The organism is Variovorax sp. PMC12 (assembly GCF_003019815.1).
Lineage (GTDB): Bacteria > Pseudomonadota > Gammaproteobacteria > Burkholderiales > Burkholderiaceae_C > Variovorax.
On sequence record NZ_CP027773.1, the window covers coordinates 5,828,603 to 5,845,375 of the forward strand.

A 16,773-nucleotide genomic window follows, 5' to 3' on the forward strand; every position below is an offset into this window, starting at 1 on the left:
TGCGGCAACCGGCCGGGCCGCTCGCCCGGCCCGGCGCGGATTCCATGACCCAGCTTTCGTCCCGCATCCTCGGCGTTCTTCTTCATAGCCTGCTCGTCCTCCGGCGCTGGGGGCAGGGCGTGCTGCTGTGCCTGGCCGCGGTGTCGGGCGCCCATGCGCAAACGGCTGCGACGGGCGACTGGCCGCAAAGGCCGATCCGCATGGTGGTGCCGTTCACGGCCGGCGGCGGCAGCGACATCGTGGCCCGTGTCCTCGCGCGGCCGCTGTCCCAAGAACTGGGCCAGCCGGTGTTCATCGACAACAGGCCGGGCGCGGCCACCGTCATCGGCACCCAGTACGTCGTGCGTTCGGTGCCTGACGGCCACACGCTGCTGCTGTCGGGATCGACCAGCTTCAGCATCAACCCGGCGCTGCGCAAGAAGCTTCCTTACGACCCGGCGCGCGACCTGGCGCCCATTGCCATCGTCGCGCGCAGTTCGCTCGCGATCGTGGGGGGCAAGGCCACGCCCTGGCATTCGCTGCCCGAGCTGATCGCGGCGGCCAAGGCGCACCCGGGGCGCATTCGCTACGGCACCTTCGGCCCGGGGTCGGGCCCGCACCTGGCGGGCGAGATGCTCGCCGCCGCAGCGGGCATCCGGCTGCAGGCCGTGCCCTACCGCAACACGGGCCAGCTTGCCGTGGCCCTGAGCGCCGGCGAAGTGGACCTGGGCATCGAGGTGGCGGGCGCGGTGGCGCCGCTCGTGAATGCGGGCCGGCTGCGTGCGCTGGCCGTGTTCGGCGCCGGACGCTCCGGTGCGTTGCCCGGGGTGCGCACCCTGGCGGAGCAGGGCTTGCCCGATGCCACGTTCGAAGCCTGGTTCGGGCTGGCCGCCCCGGCGCGCACGCCGGCGCCGGTGCTCGACGCGCTTTCCCGGGCGGTCACGCGGGCCATGGACGACGCTGCCTTGCAGGCGAACCTGCGCGCACAGGGCATGGACCCCGTGACGGTCGGCCCGGAAGCCTTCCGCAAGGAGGCCGAGAGCGAGATCTCGCGCTACCGCGTGCAGGCGGACCGCGCGGGCATCTCGCTGGACTGAGCCGCCAGCGCGGCGGCTTCAGGCGGCAGGCGCCGCGTCCAGGAAGTCGCGCAGCGCGAACAGCACCGCGTCCGGCGCCTCGCTCATCAGCGCGTGGCCGGCGTGCACCGTCACCACCTTGCCGCTGCGGGCCTTGCCCACCAGCGCCTTGGTGGCACGCGGCGGCGTCATCTGGTCTGCGTCGCCGAGCAGGAACAGCACCGGGCACTGCACCTTTTCCATGGCCGCTTCGCCGTTGGCGTAGTCGTTGCAGGCCTTGAAGCCGATGTGGAACACGTTGGCGTCGCGGTTGCTCGCGAGCACGCGGCGCATCAGCGCGCGCGAGCTGCCGTAGAGCCACGTGCCCGGCCCGAGCGAGGAGGGCGGCGGCGCCAGCAGCGCATGCGAGAAGGTGTTGACCATGGCGATGGCGCGCTGCGGGTCGTTGAGCGCGCCGTCGAGCAGCGCGGGCGACACCGTCATCGGGTAGGCCGTGCCCACCATCGCCAGGTGCGACACGCGCCCGGGCGCGCGCGCAGCGGTCTCCAGCGCGATCAGCGAGCCGAAGCTGTGGCCGACCAGCGCGGCTTTCTCCACGCCCGCCGCGTCGAGCAGCGCGATGACGAACTGCGCCGCCTCTTCCACGCTGGCGGGCGGCGGGCCTTCGCTCTTGCAATGGCCGGGCAGGTCGACCGCCAGCACGTTCCAGCCGTGGTTGGCGAACCAGCGGGTCTGCAGGATCCACACGCTGTGGTCGTTCAGCACGCCGTGGATGAACACGGCCGTGGGCCTGGCCGGATCGAGCGGCTTGCCGCCGGTGTAGCAGTAGGTGCCGTGGCCGTTGACGATGTAGTTCATGTCAGGCACCCGCCTTTTCCGCCGCCTTCAGCGCGCGCTTGAGGTCGTCGATCAGGTCGGCAGCGTCTTCCAGGCCGATCGACAGGCGGATCGTGCCTTGCGATATGCCCGCGCCGGCCAGCGCCTCGTCGGTCATGCGGAAGTGGGTGGTGCTGGCCGGGTGGATCACCAGGCTGCGGCAGTCGCCCACGTTGGCGAGGTGGCTGAACAGCTTGAGCGCTTCGATGAAGGCCTTGCCCTGCGCGCGGCTGCCCTTGATGTCGAAGCTGAACACCGCGCCGGCGCCGCGCGCGCCGTGGCGCAGCAGCTTCTGCGCGAGCGCGTGGCTCGGGTGCGACTCGATCAGCGGATGTCCCACGCGCGACACGAACGGGTGCGCGGCCAGGAATTCGACCACCTTCTGCGTGTTGTCGATGTGGCGCTCCATGCGCAGCGGCAGGGTCTCGATGCCCTGCAGGATGAGCCAGGCCGTGTGCGGGCTCATCGACGCGCCGAAGTCGCGCAGGCCTTCGCGGCGCGCGCGCAGCAGGAAGGCGCCGACGGTGCTTTCCTCGCTGAACACCATGTTGTGGAAGCCGTCGTAGGCCTGCGTGAGCTCGGCGAACTTGCCCGACTTCTCCCAGTCGAAGCTGCCGCCGTCGACCACCACCCCGCCGATCACGGTGCCGTGGCCCGACAGGAACTTGGTGGCCGAGTGATAGACCAGGTCGGCGCCCCAGTCGAAGGGCTTGATGAGGTAGGGCGAGGTGAGCGTGGAGTCGACCAGCAGCGGCACGCCGGCTTCGTGGGCGATGTCGCTCACCGCCGGTATGTCGAGCACGTCGAGCCCGGGGTTGCCCACGGTTTCGCCGAAGAACAGCTTGGTCTCGGGCCGTACGGCGTTGCGCCAGCCGTCCAGGTCGCCGGGCTTGACGAAGGTGGTCTCGATGCCGAAGCGGCGCATCGTGTAGTGCAGCAGGTTCTGCGAGCCACCGTACAGCGCCGTGCTGGCCACGATGTGCGAGCCCGCGCCCATCAGCGTGGCCACCGACAGGTGCAGCGCGGCCTGTCCGCTGGCGGTGGCGATGGCGCCGATGCCGCCTTCGAGCGCCGACACGCGCTGCTCCAGCACCGCGTTGGTCGGGTTGCTGATGCGCGAATAGACGTGGCCGGCGCGCTCCAGGTTGAACAGCGCGGCGGCGTGGTCGCTCGACTCGAAGACGAAGGAGGTGGTGAGGTGGATCGGCACGGCCCGCGCGCCGGTGGCGGGGTCGGGCGAGGCGCCGGCGTGCAGCGCGAGGGTGTCGAAACCGGGGTCGGAATAACCGGGCATGAAGGCCTTTCTGTGTCTGAGCGTTGTCTCCTGGCAATGCCCCGTTACGTCTGCAATTCATGCGTCCGCGACAAGGGCGCTCAGGTCGGCGTCGATTGTGGGCTATATTCAAAAACGGCAGGCCCGCCCAGATACACCAGAGATAGCCGAGATTGAGTCCCGAGAGGAGCACACGATGAAAGTCAGCGACATCCTTCGCGTCAAGGGCAACACGCTCTTCACCATCACGCCAGACGACCCGCTGGCAGACGCCGCCAACACCATGGCGGAAAAGGACATCGGTTCGCTGGTGGTCATGGAGCACGGCGACCTGGTCGGCATGCTCACCTTCCGGGAAGTGATCGTCGCCATCGTCAACAACGGCGGCCAGGTCGGCACCACGCTGGTCCGCAAGGCCATGGACGACGCCCCCGTCACCTGCACCCTGGAAACCGACCTCGACGAAATCCGCCGCATCATGCTGGAGCGCCACGCGCGCTACATGCCCGTCATGGACAAGCGCATGCTGATGGGCGTGATCAGCTTCTACGACGTGGCCAAGGCCGTGGTGGACAGCCAGAACTTCGAGAACAAGATGCTCAAGGCCTACATCCGCGACTGGCCCGCGGAAGACGAAAAGACCGGCTGAGCGCTGCCTCCGCGTTGGAGGCGAGCCCTACTCTTTGATGTTGGCGGTCTGCACGATCTTCTGGTTGCGCGCGTATTCCGCCTGCACGAACTTGCCGAACGACTCCGGCGTGCCGCTGCCCGGCAGCGCGCCTTGCTCCATCAGCTTGGAGCGCACGCCTTCTTCCTGCAGCACCGCATTGAGTTCCTGGTTGATCTGCGCGACCACCGCCGGCGGCGTTTTCGCGGGCGCGAAGATGCCGGTCCAGCTCACCATGTCGAAGCCCTTGAGGCCAGGCATCTCGTCGAAGGTGGGCACGTTCGGCAGCGTGGGCAGCCGCCTGGTGCTGGTGATGCCAAGGGCCTTCAGGCGCTTGCCGTTCACGTGCGGTATGGCGCTGGTGCTCACCAGCATGGCCAGGTCGACCTGGTCGCCGATCACGTCGGTGGCAATCTGCGCGCCGCCGCGGTAGGGCACGTGGGTGACGAAGATGCCGCTGCGCTCCTTCAGCAGCTCCATGGCCAGCTGCAGCACCGTGCCCACGCCCGAGGTCGCGTAGTTGTACTTGCCGGGCTTGGCCTTCGCGAGCTTCACGAAGTCGGAAAAAGTCTGGGCCTCCAGGCCGGGCCGCGCCACCAGCACCATCGGCGCGGTGTTGAGCAGGCCGACCGGCGCCAGGTCTTTCAGCGGATCGAAGCGGAAGGCGGTCGGGTTCACCAGCTTGCCGATGGCGATGGCGCTGTCGGGGCCGACCACCAGCGTGTAGCCGTCGGGCGCGGCGTTCACCGCCTTGGCCACGCCGATGGCGCCGCCCGCACCGCTCACGTTCTCGATGACCACCGACTGCTTGAGCCGCTCGCCGAGGCGCTGCGCGACGAGGCGCGCATTCACGTCCACGCTGCCGCCGGCGGTGTAGGGAACGATCAGCGTGATGGGCTTGGCCGTGGGCCAGGCCTGCGCGAGCGCCGCGGTGGGCAGGGCCGCGCAAAGCGCGGCGGTGAGAAGCAGGCGGCGGGGAGTGTTCATGGCGTGGGTCATTCGAGGGTGGTGGGGGCGGGTTCGGTGTCGAGGCGGTCGCGCAGCGTGTCGAACGCGGCGCTCCATTGCGTGCGCCATTCGCGGCGCTGCGTGTCGTCGATCCACGCGCCGTCCAGGCCGTTGTGCATGAAGCCGCGCAGGTCGTCCAGGCCGAAGCCGAAGTCGCGCACCATCATCAGCCAGGCCTGCGTGGGCGTGACCTTGTGCAGCGTCGGGTCGTCGGTGTTGGGGTGTATGCGCAGGCCCAGGCCGGGCATCTTGCGGATCGGATGGTCCAGCGCCCAGCGCTCCGGCGGCAGCGTGCGCAGGTAGTACGAATTGGTGGGCACCACGGTGAAGATCACGCCGCGCTCGGCGCACTGGCGCGCATAGTCGGGCTGGTCGACCACCGTGTAGCCGTGGTCGATGCGGTCGACCTGCAGCACGTCGAGCGCGGTGCGCACGTTGGTCCAGGGCATACCGAACTCGCCCGCGTGCGCGGTGGTCTTCAGGCCGGCTTTCTTCGCATCGGCATAGGCCCGGGTGAACAGCTCGGGCGGGCGGTCGTTCTCGCGGTAGTCGATGCCGATGCCGATCACCTCGTCGCAGCGGTGCGCCTTGACCCACTCCACCATTTCCACCGCGGCCTGCGGGCTGGCTTCGCGGTCGATGGCGGCGATGAGCCGGCCGGTGATGCCGAAATCCTGCTGCGCGTCGTGGATGGCGCGCACGATGGCCGCCTGCGCCATCGGATAGGCAATGCCCGATTCATGCACCGTGCCGGTGGGGTTCCAGAAGAACTCCGCATAGCGCACGTTGTGCGAAGCCGCGTCCTGCAGGTATTCGAGCGTGAGCTGGTACAGATCGCCGGGGCCGCGCACCAGCTGGGCGTCGAGCGCGCGCAGCACGCGCAGCACGCCGACCGGTTTTTCTCCGCGCGTGTAGAAGCCCTCGATCTCGTCGGCCGCCAGCGGCGCGCCGGCCCGCAGGTTGAGCTGCTTGAAGGTCTCATGGCGCACCGTGCCGAACAGGTGGCAGTGCAGCTCGGCCTTGGGCATGGCCCGCAGCATCGATTCCAGCGTGAAGGGGACGGGGGTGGGGCTGGTCATGCTGACCAGTCTAGTAATTGCCTTCTCATAAGGAAAATTTTGAATTTCTATAATTTGATTCACTGAATCAATAACCGAGGATGCGTCCATGGCCGCCTTGCCCCTGCGTGCGCTCACGCTGCGCCAGCTGCAGTTCTTCTCGGTGCTGGTGGAAGAAGGCCAGTTCGGCCGCGCTGCCAGGCGGCTTTCCATCACGCAGCCGGCCCTGAGCAACGCCATCAAGCAGATGGAAAAGCTGCTGGGCGCGGAGCTGCTGACCCGCTCCACCCACCGGCTGGAACTCTCGCCCGTGGGCGCCGAGGTGCTGGCGCGCACCGACTTCCTGGTCAACACCTTCGACGTGGCGCTGCGCGACATCGAAAGCACGGTGCAGCGCGGCCGGGCCTTCGTGCGCGTGGGCGTCATTCCCTCGGCCAGTGCGCGCGTGGCGGCCGCGGCCAGCGAGTTTCTGGGCAGCGGCCAGCGCGAGGTGGAGTTGGCCTGGCGCGACGCGCCGTCGAACACGCTGCTGGCCGAGCTGCGCAGCGGGCAGATCGACATGGCGGTGGCCGCCATCACCGAGCCACCGGGCGGGCTGACCTGCATCGACCTGTTCCGCGACCCGCTGGTGCTGGTGGTGCGGCGCGACCATGCGCTGGCGGCCGCCGGCGACGCGAACTGGGAGGCCATCGGCAAGGAACGGCTGGTGCTGTTCGAGAGCGGCAGCATGCCCGCGCTGGGCAACCCGGCGCGCGCGCAGTTCGCGCAAGGCGCGGAGCCCTACCGCGTGAGCTATTCGGAAACGCTCTATGCGCTGGTGCGCAGCGGGCAGGCGCTGGGGCTGATGCCGCGCCTGTACACCTCTTCGCTGCGCGACCCCGAACTGGCCGTGGTGCCGCTGCTGAAGCCGCGCGTCGAACGCCGCGTGGTGCTGGCCTACCTGCCGGGGCCGATGCGCAACGTGGTGGCGCAGGAGCTGATCGCGTTCCTGCGCGACAGGCTTCCGCAGGCCGGCGAGGCCACGGTGCGGCGCGTGAGCAAGGCGCAGCGCGCGCGGCGCTGAGCGCTTCAGGCCATCTGCGTTTCGCGCCGGAAGCGTTCCAGCGTCCAGCCCTCGCCAAGCAGAAACATGCGCGTGTGCAGTTCGGCGAGCGTGGCGCGCTCGACCTCTCGGCCAAGGTAGCTCAGCTGCTTGTTGCGCAGGTCGGCAAAGCCCGCCTCGCAGTGGCGCGACAGGCTCTGCCAGAGCGCATGCGCGCCCGGCGACTGCCGCGCGCCGCTCATGAGGCAGATGCCCCGGCCCAGCGCCCAGCGGTATACGGCGGAGGCCAGCCCGCGCCGCTGATAGGCCGGGTCGTACTGCGAATGCGGCGCGCGGATGTGGCGGTCGGCCCTGCGGTTGAGCTCGATAAGCCGGTTGAACACGGTGTAGCCGACGAGCCTGTCCCGGCGCGTGTCTTCGATGTAGACGTACAGCTCGCCGTCGGCCTCGCGATAGCGTGCGCGCAGGCCGGGGTCGCCGAGCGCGAGCTGCGGCATGTCGTGCAGGCGGGCGCCCATCGTGCGCATGCGTTCGTGCACCGGCACCAGCGTGTCTGCTGGCTTTGCCTTGTGCGGATCGACGTCGATGCGCAGCTCGGCCGGCCTGAAGCGCCACCAGACCGGCTGCATCGGAGGAAATGCCGGCGCGAGCGTCATGCCGCACCCCTCTGCGCCAGCGCCGCGGCGTGTTGACCCTGCCGTGCGGCAAGCGCGCAGTGCGGCACCACCAGCACGTCGCCCGTGGACCAGCGCAGCACGCGCAGCGCCACGCTGCCGAAAAGAAAGTCCATCAGCGCGCAGCGCCTGCGCTTGCCGACCACCAGCAGGTCGGCCTTCGAGTACTGCTGCTGCACGGCCGCCTGCCGCGCCGGATCGCCGCGCCCTATCGACGACACCACGCGGTTGCGGCGCGCGATCGACGCATCGGACAGCCACAGCATTCGTTCGCGCGCATGGCGGGCGCACGCGTGGCGGTAGGCGTCGATCACATGCGCGGACACGTCGGCGTAGCGCAGCTTGCCTTCGTGCATGGGCGTGAAGGCGTGGAACAGCTCGATGTCGGCCTGGCCGTCGAAGGCGCAGGCCAGGTCGACCAGGGGGCGCGACTCTTCCATGAGATCGACGGCGACGAGGATTCGGCCATAGCCGCCGGCGCGCGCATCGAGCCGCGCCACCAGCACCGGCCGCTGCGCCGCCCGCACCAGCTGTTCGGCCGGCTGGCCGTGGAAGAAGGCCGCGAGCGAGCGGTCGGGCTCGTCGCCGATCACCACGAGGTCGCACCACTGCGCCTCGTGCGCGGCGCCGTCGAGGCGCCCGCGCGTGTCGTCGATCTTCTTGACGAGGATGCCGAAGCGCTCGGCCACCTCCAGGCATAAGGCGCCCAGGCCGCTGGCCGCATCGGCATCCGCAGGTCCGGCGAAGGCGGCGGGCGCGTACATGATCTTCAGCAGCGCGCCGTGCGCCGCCGCGATGTTGGCTGCACGCACGACAGTGCGCAGGCCGTGCGCCGACAGGTCGGTCACCGCCAGGATCGATTGGATGTTCATCGTCAGTGTTCTTTCCGCATGACAAAGCCGGCCGCCGGCCACGGCGAAGCGGCTGGCAGCGAGCGAAGGAATCAGCTGGGGAAAGCGCGGCGTGCCCGTGCGGGCGCGCTACCGCGCGGGGCTTGGGCCCGGCGGTCGATGAAAGGTGCTGAAGAAAGGGGGGGAGGCTGACCGCCGGGCTCAGAGATCTGCGAGGGTCGGATGCGACCCTGCAGCCGTGCACGCAGTGAAGACTGCGCGCGGCGTGCTGCGGATGAAAGCCTGGCGTTGCATGGGCCCGAGTGTAGGAAGCCCGGCGCGCAAGGGCAAACAATGGCCTCACGGCCCTTGCCGGATTGCCGCGCTGCGGCTCAGCCGCTCAGCTCGGCCGCCGCGTGGATGGTTTCGCGCACGCGCGGGTAGATCTGCGCATTCCACTTGCTGCCGCTGAATACGCCGTAGTGGCCCACGCCGGCCTGCAGGTGGTGTGCCTTGAGGTAGGGGCGTATGCCGGTGCAGAGGTCTTGCGCTGCCACCGTCTGGCCCACGGCGCAGATGTCGTCGCGCTCGCCCTCCACCGTCAGCAGCGCGGTGCGGCGGATGGCGGCGGGGTTCACGGTGCGCTCGCCCACGGTGAGCTTGCCGCGCGGCAGGTCGTAGGTCTGGAACACGCGCTCCACCGTCTCCAGGTAGAACTCGGCCGGCAGGTCGTTCACGGCGAGGTACTCGTCGTAGAAGTTGCCGATGGTGCGGGCCTTGTCGATGTCGCCTTCCACCAGGTGGGTATACATGTCCTGGAACTGCTTCTTGTGGCGCTCCGGGTTCATGCTCATGAAGGCCGACAGCTGCAGGAAGCCCGGGTACACGCGCCGCATGGCGCCCGCATGCGGCCACGGCACATGGCTGATGAGGTTGCGCCGGAACCAGTCGATCGGCCGGTCGGTGGCGAGCTTGTTGACCGTGGTCGGGTTGATGCGGCAATCGACCGGGCCGGCCATCAGCGTGAGGCTGCGCGGCGTGGCGGGGTTGTCGTCCTCGGCCATCAGCGCGGTGGCGGCCAGCGCGGCCACGCAGGGCTGGCAGACCGCCACCATGTGCACGCCCGGGCCCACGGCCTCCAGGAAACGCATGAGCTGCAGCGTGTAGTCGTCCAGGCCGAACCGGCCCTCCCAGAGCGGCACGTCGCGCGCGTTGTGCCAGTCGGTCAGGTACACGTCGTGGTCGCGCAGCAGCGTGCGCACGGTTTCGCGCAGCAGGGTCGCGAAATGGCCCGAGAGTGGTGCGACCAGCAGCACGGGCGGGTGCACCGCTTCGGTGTCCTTCCTGAAGTGCAACAGGGTGCCGAAGGGCGAGACCAGGGCTTTTTCCTCGTGCACGGCCACTTCGGCGCCGTCGACCGGCACGCTGGCAATGCCGTAGGGCGGCCGCGTGTGGGTCAGCCGCATGCGCGAGAACACCTCGAACTGCGCGGCCATGCGCCGCAGCATGGTGCGCTCGGTGCCGTCTTTCCACAGCGCCTGGCCCAGGTACTGCGCGGCGAGCCTGGCAGGCGACAGCATGTCGGCTTGGTTCTGGTAGGCCCGGTACAGCATGGCCCTGGTGCAGGCAAGTTGCGGGCCAGCCGCATGGCATGGCGCTTGCACGCAGCGAGGCAACGCCCAAGGAGCTTCAAGATGGCCAAACCCGTTCTTACCATCAGCAGCAAGAACTACGGCGCGTGGTCGCTGCGCGGCTGGCTGATGTGCAGGCTGGCCGGGCTGGACTTCAGCGAGAAGGTCATCCCGCCCGACGACCCGGCCATGAAGGCCGAGATGCTGCTGCTGTCTTCGTCGATGCTGGTGCCCTCGCTGCAGCATGGCGGCGTGAAGGTGTGGGACACGCTGGCCATCGGCGAGTACCTCAACGAGATCAAGCCCAAGGCCGGACTGCTGCCCGACGACATCGCCGCCCGCGCCCACTGCCGCGCCGTCTGCGGCGAGATGCATTCGGGCTTTTCGTCGATGCGCGGCGCGCTGCCGATGAACATCAAGGCCCATTTCAAGAACTTCAAGGTGTGGTCGCGCGCGCAGGCCGACATCGACCGCATCGTCGCCATCTGGCGCGAATGCTTCAAGGCCTACGGCGGCCCCTTCCTGTTCGGCAAGCAGCCGGGCATGGCCGACGCGATGTACGCGCCGGTGGTCACGCGCTTCCTGAGCTACGACGTGGCGCTGGACAGCGCGTGCGCGGCCTACTGCAAGCGGGTGATGGAGCTGCCGGCCATGAAGGAATGGGTGGCCGCGGCGAAGCAGGAGCCCGAGGAAATCGACGAGCTCGACGCGGAGTTCTGAAAAAACGGGCGCGAGCTTCGGAGGCTAGTGCCGGAACATCCGCAGGTCGAGCGCGCTTTCCTCACCCAGCCACATGGCATGGGCCGTGTGGTCCGCGAAGTCGTCGCCGGTCACGCCGTGCACGAACACATCGAGCCCGTTGCGGTTGGCCTCTAGCCAGCCGATGACCTGGTCGAATTCTGCGGCGTCGAATGCGAGCTGGCAGCTCCAGTGCGGATGCGGCCCCACCAGCCGCTCGTGCACGCGGCCGACCACCACCATCAGTTCCTGTCCGGCGCGCTCGCAGAGGCTGCGCGCCTGCGCCAGTGTGTCGGGCGCGAAATAGACGTGGGCGTGGTACTGGGCGTAGAGGTTTTCAGGGCGGCGTGGCATGGTGGGCTCATTGTGGACCCGGGCGCGGGTCCAGGTGAAAACGCCCGCTGTAGCGGAACACGTCGCCGAACCAGCGGTGGCGCAGCAGCATCTTCATGGTGAAGCGGTCGGCGTCCTGCGGGTCGGGCCGCTCTTCCACGTAGGCGGTGCCCAGCAGGAGCCCCAGCGGCAGCGGAATGCGCAGCCCCGCCACGCGCCAGATGTAGCCCCGGTCGCGGAACACCAGCGCGCCTTCTTCCGCGCTCACGGCCAGCCGCATGCCGATGCCGAAGCGCACGTACTCGATCACCTCGCTGCCCCGGCGCGCGTCGTGCGCCATGTACGAGCGGAAATGGAAGGGCGGCCTGCCCGGAAAGCGGAAGACCCGGTCCCAGTGGAGCGTGGCGTCGTCGGGGCGGCAGCTGTAGTGCACTTCGATGGGCACGTCCTTGCCCTGATGCGGCACCAGCGCGCCGAACAGCCGGCCGAGGGGCATCAGCAGCGCGGCCCAGCGGGCGTGCCAGACCTCGCTCATGGTGCCGCGCACGCACACGTGGTCGTCGGAGAACGGTGCCATCGCGTAGTGGCGGCGGATGACGTCGCCGAGTCGTTCCCAGGCGGGGCCGAGCGCCTGCTGGAAGACCGGTGCGGTGGGCGGCATCGTCGTCATCCGGCCGCCGCCGCGCCGGCCGTGGCTTCGGCGCGTGCCTTGTAGAAGCGCAGGATGTTCTCGGACGCGTCTGCCAGCAGCAGGTGCATGACGCGGTCCGCATACCAGTTGAAGCTGGTGCTCATGCGCCACGACACCGCAACGCGCAGCTCGGTGCCGCCGTCGCGCGGCGTCAGCGTGTAGGTGGCGTCGCGCAGGTCGAAGTACTGGCCGCCGATCATCACGTGATCGTCGAGCGCACCGGCCGGGAAAGAGTCGGGCGAGAAGCGGAAGCGCCACTTCAGCTGGCGCTTGGGCTGCCATTCGGTGATGATTTCCTCGAAGTGCACGTTCTTCTGCCACTGCACCTGGCGCACGCGGCCTTCGGGCGTGTCGACCGTGACGCCCGACACCGGCATCGGCACGCCGATGCGGTAGGCCCAGGCGTCGCCGACTTCGGCGGGACGGATGTCGCGCGCGGCGTTCAGCTCGTGCCACACGCGCTCGGCCGGCGCGGCGATGAAGAGCGTGCGCGACGTGTTCGACAGCCGTTCGGGGTTGGGCAGCTGCGGCTCGATGGCGCCGAGCACCAGCGGCAGCACCGCGAAGCTGTAGATGGCCTGCTTCGGCCAGTTGGTGATGCGGCACACGATGCCCATCGCCAGTCCGCCGACGCTGCCCATCACCGCGAACAGCGGCACGATGACGACGGCGCAGATCAGCCCCTCGATGAACACCGCCAGCGTGCCGCCGACGAAAAGCGCCGTTGCCACCCACGGCGCCCAGAGGTAGTAGCCCCAGCTGCGGCGCTCGATGCGCTCGGCCATGTACACGGTGACGGCGCCGCACAGCGCGGGCACGAAGTACACGAAGGAGCCGAGCATCGGCGAGAAGCGCTGGCCCGGGCCGCCGCTGAAAATGATGCGAAGCACCAGCGCGATGGCCGCGCCCGCCAGCATCGGCCAGAACCATGCGAAGGGCATGGCGCCGCGGGATTGGGGCGGCAGTTCGCCGGGTGCCTGGTCTGGCGCGAGTGCGGCGAGCCTGCTGTCCTGGTTGTCGTCTTGCATGCGTAGCTTTCTGCTGGTTGTTTCTTCTCGTGTTCGCTCAGCCGGCACTGCGCGTGGCCGTGACCATGCAGTAGTCGAAGTCGCGCCAGAACATGCCCAGCGCCAGCGCGTAATAGCTGGCCACGATGTGCTTGCGCCGCCACGCGCCGAGCTTGCCGCGCGCCTTCCAGAGTTCGACCAGGGTGAAGCGCGTGGCCAGCACCGGAATGTGCAGCGCGCTGGGCGCGACGCGCCAGCGCAGCGACTTGCACTCGATGTCCTCGAAGCCGTTGTCGCGCAGGGCGGCGATGAAGTCGTCGCGAACGGCCAGCGTTGGCACGGCCCAGCTGTCGGCCCACAGGCGGTGCAGCCAGCCGGCCACACGGCCAGGCTTGCGGCGCAGCAGGAAGCCGTCGGCCACCGCCAGCCGGGCGCCGGGCTTGAGCAGGCGCGCGGCCTCGCGGATGAAATCGGCCTTGGCGGTGCCCTCTGCATAGCAGGCGCTCTCCAGGGCCCAGGCGCCGTCGGCCTGCGCGGCGGGCAGGCCGGTGCGGGTGTAGTCGGCCTCCACGTGGGCCATGCGGTCGGCCACGCCTGCCGCCGCATCGAGCCTGGCGGCGATGCTGTTCTGCACGGCCACGTTGGTCACGGTCACTGCGTACAGCGACGGGTTGTTGCCCACCAGCGTGCGCGCGGTGGCGCCGGCGCCGCAGCCCATGTCGATCACGCAGCGGCGGGGCGCGGCGCCGGGTTGCGCATCGCCAAGCCGCAGCGCGCGGCCGACCACGCGGTTCATCTCGACCAGCATGCCTTCGCGCCTGAACGGGTTCAGCCCGGCGCGCCAGAAGCCGAAGTGCATGTTGTAGCTGGGGCTCCAGGCGCTGTAGTCGAACGCGACTTCGGTGAAGTAGACCTGGGTGTCTTCGGCGGTGATGGAGGTGCCGGCAGGTGCCTGTGCGGGCGCTTCGAGCGGAAGGTGGAAGTCGGGCTGGAAAACTGTGGGCATGGCTGTTCCCTCGGGTGGTGTTTTTTCTTCAGAGGCGGCAGTTGCCGTCGTTGCAGGTAGGCGCGACGCGCCCCGCCAGCCGTGTCGCCAGCCAGCGCGGAATGCGGTAGCGGTTGCGCGCCAGCAGGGCATAGGCGCGGTCGGCCAGCGGCGCGACCAGCGGCAGGTCGAGCAGGCCGCCGCCGCTGGGCAGGCCCACCGCCGCGCGGCTCGCGCGGATGGCCGCCACGCCGACCAGCACCCGGCCCGTGGCGTCCACCGCGTGGATCGCGGCCATGAGCGCGTCGCGCGGCGCCGGCCCGTCGCTGAACGAGGCCGGCGAGCAATCGACGAACCGCAGCCGGCCCGCGGTGTCGCGCGCCCCCAGGTTGCCCATTTCGGCCGAGCAGATGGCGCAGCTTGCGTCGAAGTACAGGGTCAGCGGATAGGCGGGAAGGGCGTTGCGGCTCATGGCATCCTTTGTTCTCGATATTTCTGTCAAAACAGAAATACATAGGCAAAAAAAGAGAAGGGTTCAGATCATCGGCAGGCTGGCGTGGTGTGCGTCGGGGTCTTCGTCCTTGCCGCCCTTGTCGCCGCGCACGAACTTCTGCACGCTGGCGCCCAGCGTCAGCACCTTGTCGAGCGTGCCCGGCGACAGCCGCAGCATTTCGTCGGCCCAGGTGGCGAGCTTGTTCATGAGGTCCATGGTGGAGCGGATGCGGTCCTGCGCATCGGGCGGTTCCTTCTGGAAATCGGGGCTCGAGACAAGTTCTCGGAGCACGCGGATGGTCGGGTCGAACTCGCGTTCCTTGCGCTCGCGCACCACGGTGCGGAACAGCTCCCACACATCGACGCTGGTCTCGAAATAGTCGCGCCGGTCGCCCAGCGTGTGGGTGACGCGTACGAGGTTCCAGGCCTGCAGTTCCTTCAGGCTGTTGCTGACGTTGGAGCGCGCGACGCCCAGCGTTTCGGACAGCTCCTCGGCATGCATCGGCTTGCCGTGGGCGAAGAGCAGCGCGTGGATTTGCGAGACGGTGCGGTTGACGCCCCACATGGACCCCATTTCGCCCCAGTGGAGGACGAACTTACGTTGAATTTCTGTGAGTTCCATGGCTTGGAGTTTAGGATTTGCGAAATTTCTGTCAAGAGAGAAATGTAAAAAGCGGGCAGTCGCAAGGAAACGGTGAAATACTGTACAAATACACAGTAACGAGATTCGCCATGCCCGCAGCCCACATCCCCATCCACGCCATCAAGGGCCGCGGCGCGGCTACGCAGCTTGCGCATCGCTTCTCCAAGGACGAGCGCAATGCCTTCGACGACGGCTGGGGCACGCTCGAAGACGGCGTGGCCGAGGCGCAGGAGCTGCAGCCCATCGCCACCGAGGTGCGCTTCGAAGACGTCAAGTCGGCGCTCAACGAGAACGACTCGCCCGACATCTACTTCGACCGCTCGCTCAACCCCTACCGCGGCTGCGAACATGGTTGCATCTATTGCTTCGCCCGGCCCACGCACAGCTACCTCAACCTGTCGCCCGGCCTCGACTTCGAGACCAAGCTGATCGCCAAGCGAAACATCGCCGACATGCTGCGTACGGAACTCGGGCGCAAGAGCTACCGGCCCAGCTACATCGCCATCGGCACCGCCACCGACTGCTACCAGCCCATCGAGCGAGACTTGAGGCTCACCCGCTCGGTCATCGAACTGCTGCAGGAAGCGCGGCATCCGTTCGCGCTGGTCACCAAGTCGAGCGCCATCGAGCGCGACCTCGACGTGATCGCGCCCATGGCCGCCGACCGTCTTGCGGCCGTGTACGTGACCGTGACCACGCTCGACGGCGAACTCGCCCGCAAGCTGGAGCCGCGCGCCGCGGCGCCGCACCGCCGGCTGCGCACCATCCGCACGCTGACCGAGGCGGGCGTGCCGGTCGGCGTGAGCGTGGCGCCGCAGATTCCCTTCGTGACCGAAGACATGGAACAGGTGCTCGAGGCCGCATGGGAAGCCGGCGCGCGCAGCGCCTTCTACACCGTGGTGAGGCTGCCGTGGGAGGTGGCGCCGCTCTTCAAGGAATGGCTGGCGCTGCACTATCCGCAGCGCGCCGACCGCATCATGGCGCGCATCCACGAGATGCGCGGCGGCAAGGACTACGACGCCGACTTCGCCACGCGCATGAAGGGCTCGGGCCTGTGGGCCGACCTGATCCACCAGCGCTTCGAGAAGGCGACCAACCGACTGGGCTACAACCGCGAGCGCATTCCGCTGGACATCACGGCGTTCCGGCCGCCTGGCGCCGCGGGGCAGGGCAGCCTGTTCTGAACGTCCGCGTGCCGGCTTCGCGAACCTTCTACACGTAGCCCAGCGGGAGCGCCGTGGTCTGCTTCAGTTCCTGCATGGCGAAGCTGGAGCTGACGTCGTGCAGGTTCGTGCCCGAGATCAGTCGCTTGTAGACGGCGTCGTAGGCGGCGATGTCCGGCACCACCACGCGCAGCAGGTAGTCCACGTCGCCGCTCATCCGGTAGAACTCGACCACTTCCGGAATGGCATGGACCGTGGCGGTGAAGCGGTCGAACCACTCCTGCGAGTGCGTGCTGGTCCGCACCGACACGAAGACCGTCACCGCCACGTTGACCTTGCGCGGGTCGAGCAGGGCCACCGAGCGCGTGATGACGCCCGCCTCCTTGAGCCGCTGGACGCGCCTCCAGCATGGCGTGGCAGACAGGCCCACCTGCTCGGCGATGTGCGCCACCTGCAGCTCGGCGTCTTGCTGCAGGAGATCAAGAATCTTGATATCTATGGAATCCAGTTTCATCAAATATCCTTGATTGAGCATTGGATTCCAATCTTATCGGCATAGGCAGCATAAAACGCAAGCCGCTGCTCCGCCCCGGGCGGCAGACTCTTC

At 68.6% G+C, this 16,773-nt stretch carries 19 protein-coding genes; 5 read left to right on the top strand and 14 right to left on the bottom strand.

The genetic code is table 11. The features are described 5' to 3' along the window. The first annotated feature begins 44 nt into the window (after positions 1-44). Positions 45-1,076 (top strand): Bug family tripartite tricarboxylate transporter substrate binding protein, encoded by a 1,032-nt coding sequence (locus tag C4F17_RS27400; protein ID WP_106937349.1) that lies wholly within the window; start codon positions 45-47, stop codon positions 1,074-1,076. An 18-nt stretch (positions 1,077-1,094) separates the two neighbouring features. On the opposite strand, the gene C4F17_RS27405 is transcribed toward C4F17_RS27400, so the two are convergent. Continuing rightward, positions 1,095-1,913: an alpha/beta fold hydrolase gene (locus tag C4F17_RS27405; protein ID WP_106937350.1), complete on the bottom strand. Its 819-nt coding sequence runs from the start codon at positions 1,911-1,913 to the stop codon at positions 1,095-1,097. Position 1,914: 1 nt separating this feature from the next. Next, positions 1,915-3,225, bottom strand: a complete 1,311-nt coding sequence (locus C4F17_RS27410) for an O-acetylhomoserine aminocarboxypropyltransferase (RefSeq protein WP_081270266.1) — start codon at positions 3,223-3,225, stop codon at positions 1,915-1,917. A 175-nt stretch (positions 3,226-3,400) separates the two neighbouring features. Between C4F17_RS27410 and C4F17_RS27415 the strand changes: the two genes are divergently transcribed. After that, entirely contained in the window at positions 3,401-3,853 is a 453-nt protein-coding gene (locus C4F17_RS27415) for a CBS domain-containing protein (RefSeq protein WP_081270267.1), read from the top strand. Between the two features lie 27 nt (positions 3,854-3,880). Here the strand turns inward: C4F17_RS27415 and C4F17_RS27420 are convergent, their stop codons facing one another. Further along, entirely contained in the window at positions 3,881-4,858 is a 978-nt protein-coding gene (locus tag C4F17_RS27420) for a Bug family tripartite tricarboxylate transporter substrate binding protein (RefSeq protein WP_234382443.1), read from the bottom strand. A gap of 8 nt (positions 4,859-4,866) precedes the next feature. Continuing rightward, a complete protein-coding gene (locus C4F17_RS27425; RefSeq protein ID WP_199851904.1) occupies positions 4,867-5,958 on the bottom strand; it encodes an adenosine deaminase family protein in 1,092 nt (363 codons plus the stop codon). A gap of 88 nt (positions 5,959-6,046) precedes the next feature. Here C4F17_RS27425 and C4F17_RS27430 point away from each other — a divergent pair, with 88 nt between their 5' ends. Next, positions 6,047-7,000 (top strand): LysR family transcriptional regulator, encoded by a 954-nt coding sequence (locus C4F17_RS27430; RefSeq protein ID WP_106937353.1) that lies wholly within the window; start codon positions 6,047-6,049, stop codon positions 6,998-7,000. A gap of 5 nt (positions 7,001-7,005) precedes the next feature. Here the strand turns inward: C4F17_RS27430 and C4F17_RS27435 are convergent, their stop codons facing one another. The 3 genes from C4F17_RS27435 to C4F17_RS27445 form a co-directional block, all read right to left on the bottom strand. Then, on the bottom strand, positions 7,006-7,635 hold the full coding sequence (locus tag C4F17_RS27435) for an N-acetyltransferase (RefSeq protein ID WP_106937354.1): 630 nt from the start codon (positions 7,633-7,635) through the stop codon (positions 7,006-7,008). Further along, complete coding sequence (locus C4F17_RS27440; RefSeq protein ID WP_106937355.1) at positions 7,632-8,525, bottom strand: universal stress protein; 894 nt, start codon at positions 8,523-8,525, stop codon at positions 7,632-7,634. Before C4F17_RS27440 ends, C4F17_RS27435 begins: the two co-directional genes overlap by 4 nt. Positions 8,526-8,875: 350 nt before the next feature. Further along, complete coding sequence (locus C4F17_RS27445; RefSeq protein ID WP_106937356.1) at positions 8,876-10,096, bottom strand: polyhydroxyalkanoate depolymerase; 1,221 nt, start codon at positions 10,094-10,096, stop codon at positions 8,876-8,878. 81 nt (positions 10,097-10,177) lie between these two features. Between C4F17_RS27445 and C4F17_RS27450 the strand changes: the two genes are divergently transcribed. Then, on the top strand, positions 10,178-10,834 hold the full coding sequence (locus C4F17_RS27450) for a glutathione S-transferase family protein (protein ID WP_106937357.1): 657 nt from the start codon (positions 10,178-10,180) through the stop codon (positions 10,832-10,834). A 24-nt stretch (positions 10,835-10,858) separates the two neighbouring features. Here C4F17_RS27450 and C4F17_RS27455 read toward each other — a convergent pair whose 3' ends face one another. The 6 genes from C4F17_RS27455 to C4F17_RS27480 form a co-directional block, all read right to left on the bottom strand. Further along, on the bottom strand, positions 10,859-11,206 hold the full coding sequence (locus C4F17_RS27455) for a DOPA 4,5-dioxygenase family protein (RefSeq protein WP_106937358.1): 348 nt from the start codon (positions 11,204-11,206) through the stop codon (positions 10,859-10,861). A 7-nt stretch (positions 11,207-11,213) separates the two neighbouring features. Further along, positions 11,214-11,846 carry a DUF4166 domain-containing protein gene (locus tag C4F17_RS27460; protein ID WP_106937739.1) on the bottom strand — a complete coding sequence of 211 codons (633 nt, stop codon included), beginning with the start codon at positions 11,844-11,846 and terminating at the stop codon, positions 11,214-11,216. A 5-nt stretch (positions 11,847-11,851) separates the two neighbouring features. Then, a complete protein-coding gene (locus C4F17_RS27465; protein WP_106937359.1) occupies positions 11,852-12,904 on the bottom strand; it encodes a polyketide cyclase in 1,053 nt (350 codons plus the stop codon). Positions 12,905-12,941: 37 nt separating this feature from the next. Continuing rightward, on the bottom strand, positions 12,942-13,889 hold the full coding sequence (locus C4F17_RS27470) for an SAM-dependent methyltransferase (RefSeq protein WP_106937360.1): 948 nt from the start codon (positions 13,887-13,889) through the stop codon (positions 12,942-12,944). A 28-nt stretch (positions 13,890-13,917) separates the two neighbouring features. Beyond that, a complete protein-coding gene (locus C4F17_RS27475) occupies positions 13,918-14,340 on the bottom strand; it encodes a thiol-disulfide oxidoreductase DCC family protein (protein WP_106937361.1) in 423 nt (140 codons plus the stop codon). A gap of 63 nt (positions 14,341-14,403) precedes the next feature. Then, complete coding sequence (locus C4F17_RS27480) at positions 14,404-14,982, bottom strand: GbsR/MarR family transcriptional regulator (protein ID WP_106937362.1); 579 nt, start codon at positions 14,980-14,982, stop codon at positions 14,404-14,406. A gap of 110 nt (positions 14,983-15,092) precedes the next feature. On the opposite strand from C4F17_RS27480, the gene C4F17_RS27485 reads away from it, so the two are divergent. Then, positions 15,093-16,187: a PA0069 family radical SAM protein gene (locus tag C4F17_RS27485; RefSeq protein ID WP_106937363.1), complete on the top strand. Its 1,095-nt coding sequence runs from the start codon at positions 15,093-15,095 to the stop codon at positions 16,185-16,187. 28 nt (positions 16,188-16,215) lie between these two features. Here the strand turns inward: C4F17_RS27485 and C4F17_RS27490 are convergent, their stop codons facing one another. After that, entirely contained in the window at positions 16,216-16,680 is a 465-nt protein-coding gene (locus C4F17_RS27490) for an Lrp/AsnC family transcriptional regulator (protein WP_106937364.1), read from the bottom strand. Positions 16,681-16,773: the final 93 nt, after the last annotated feature.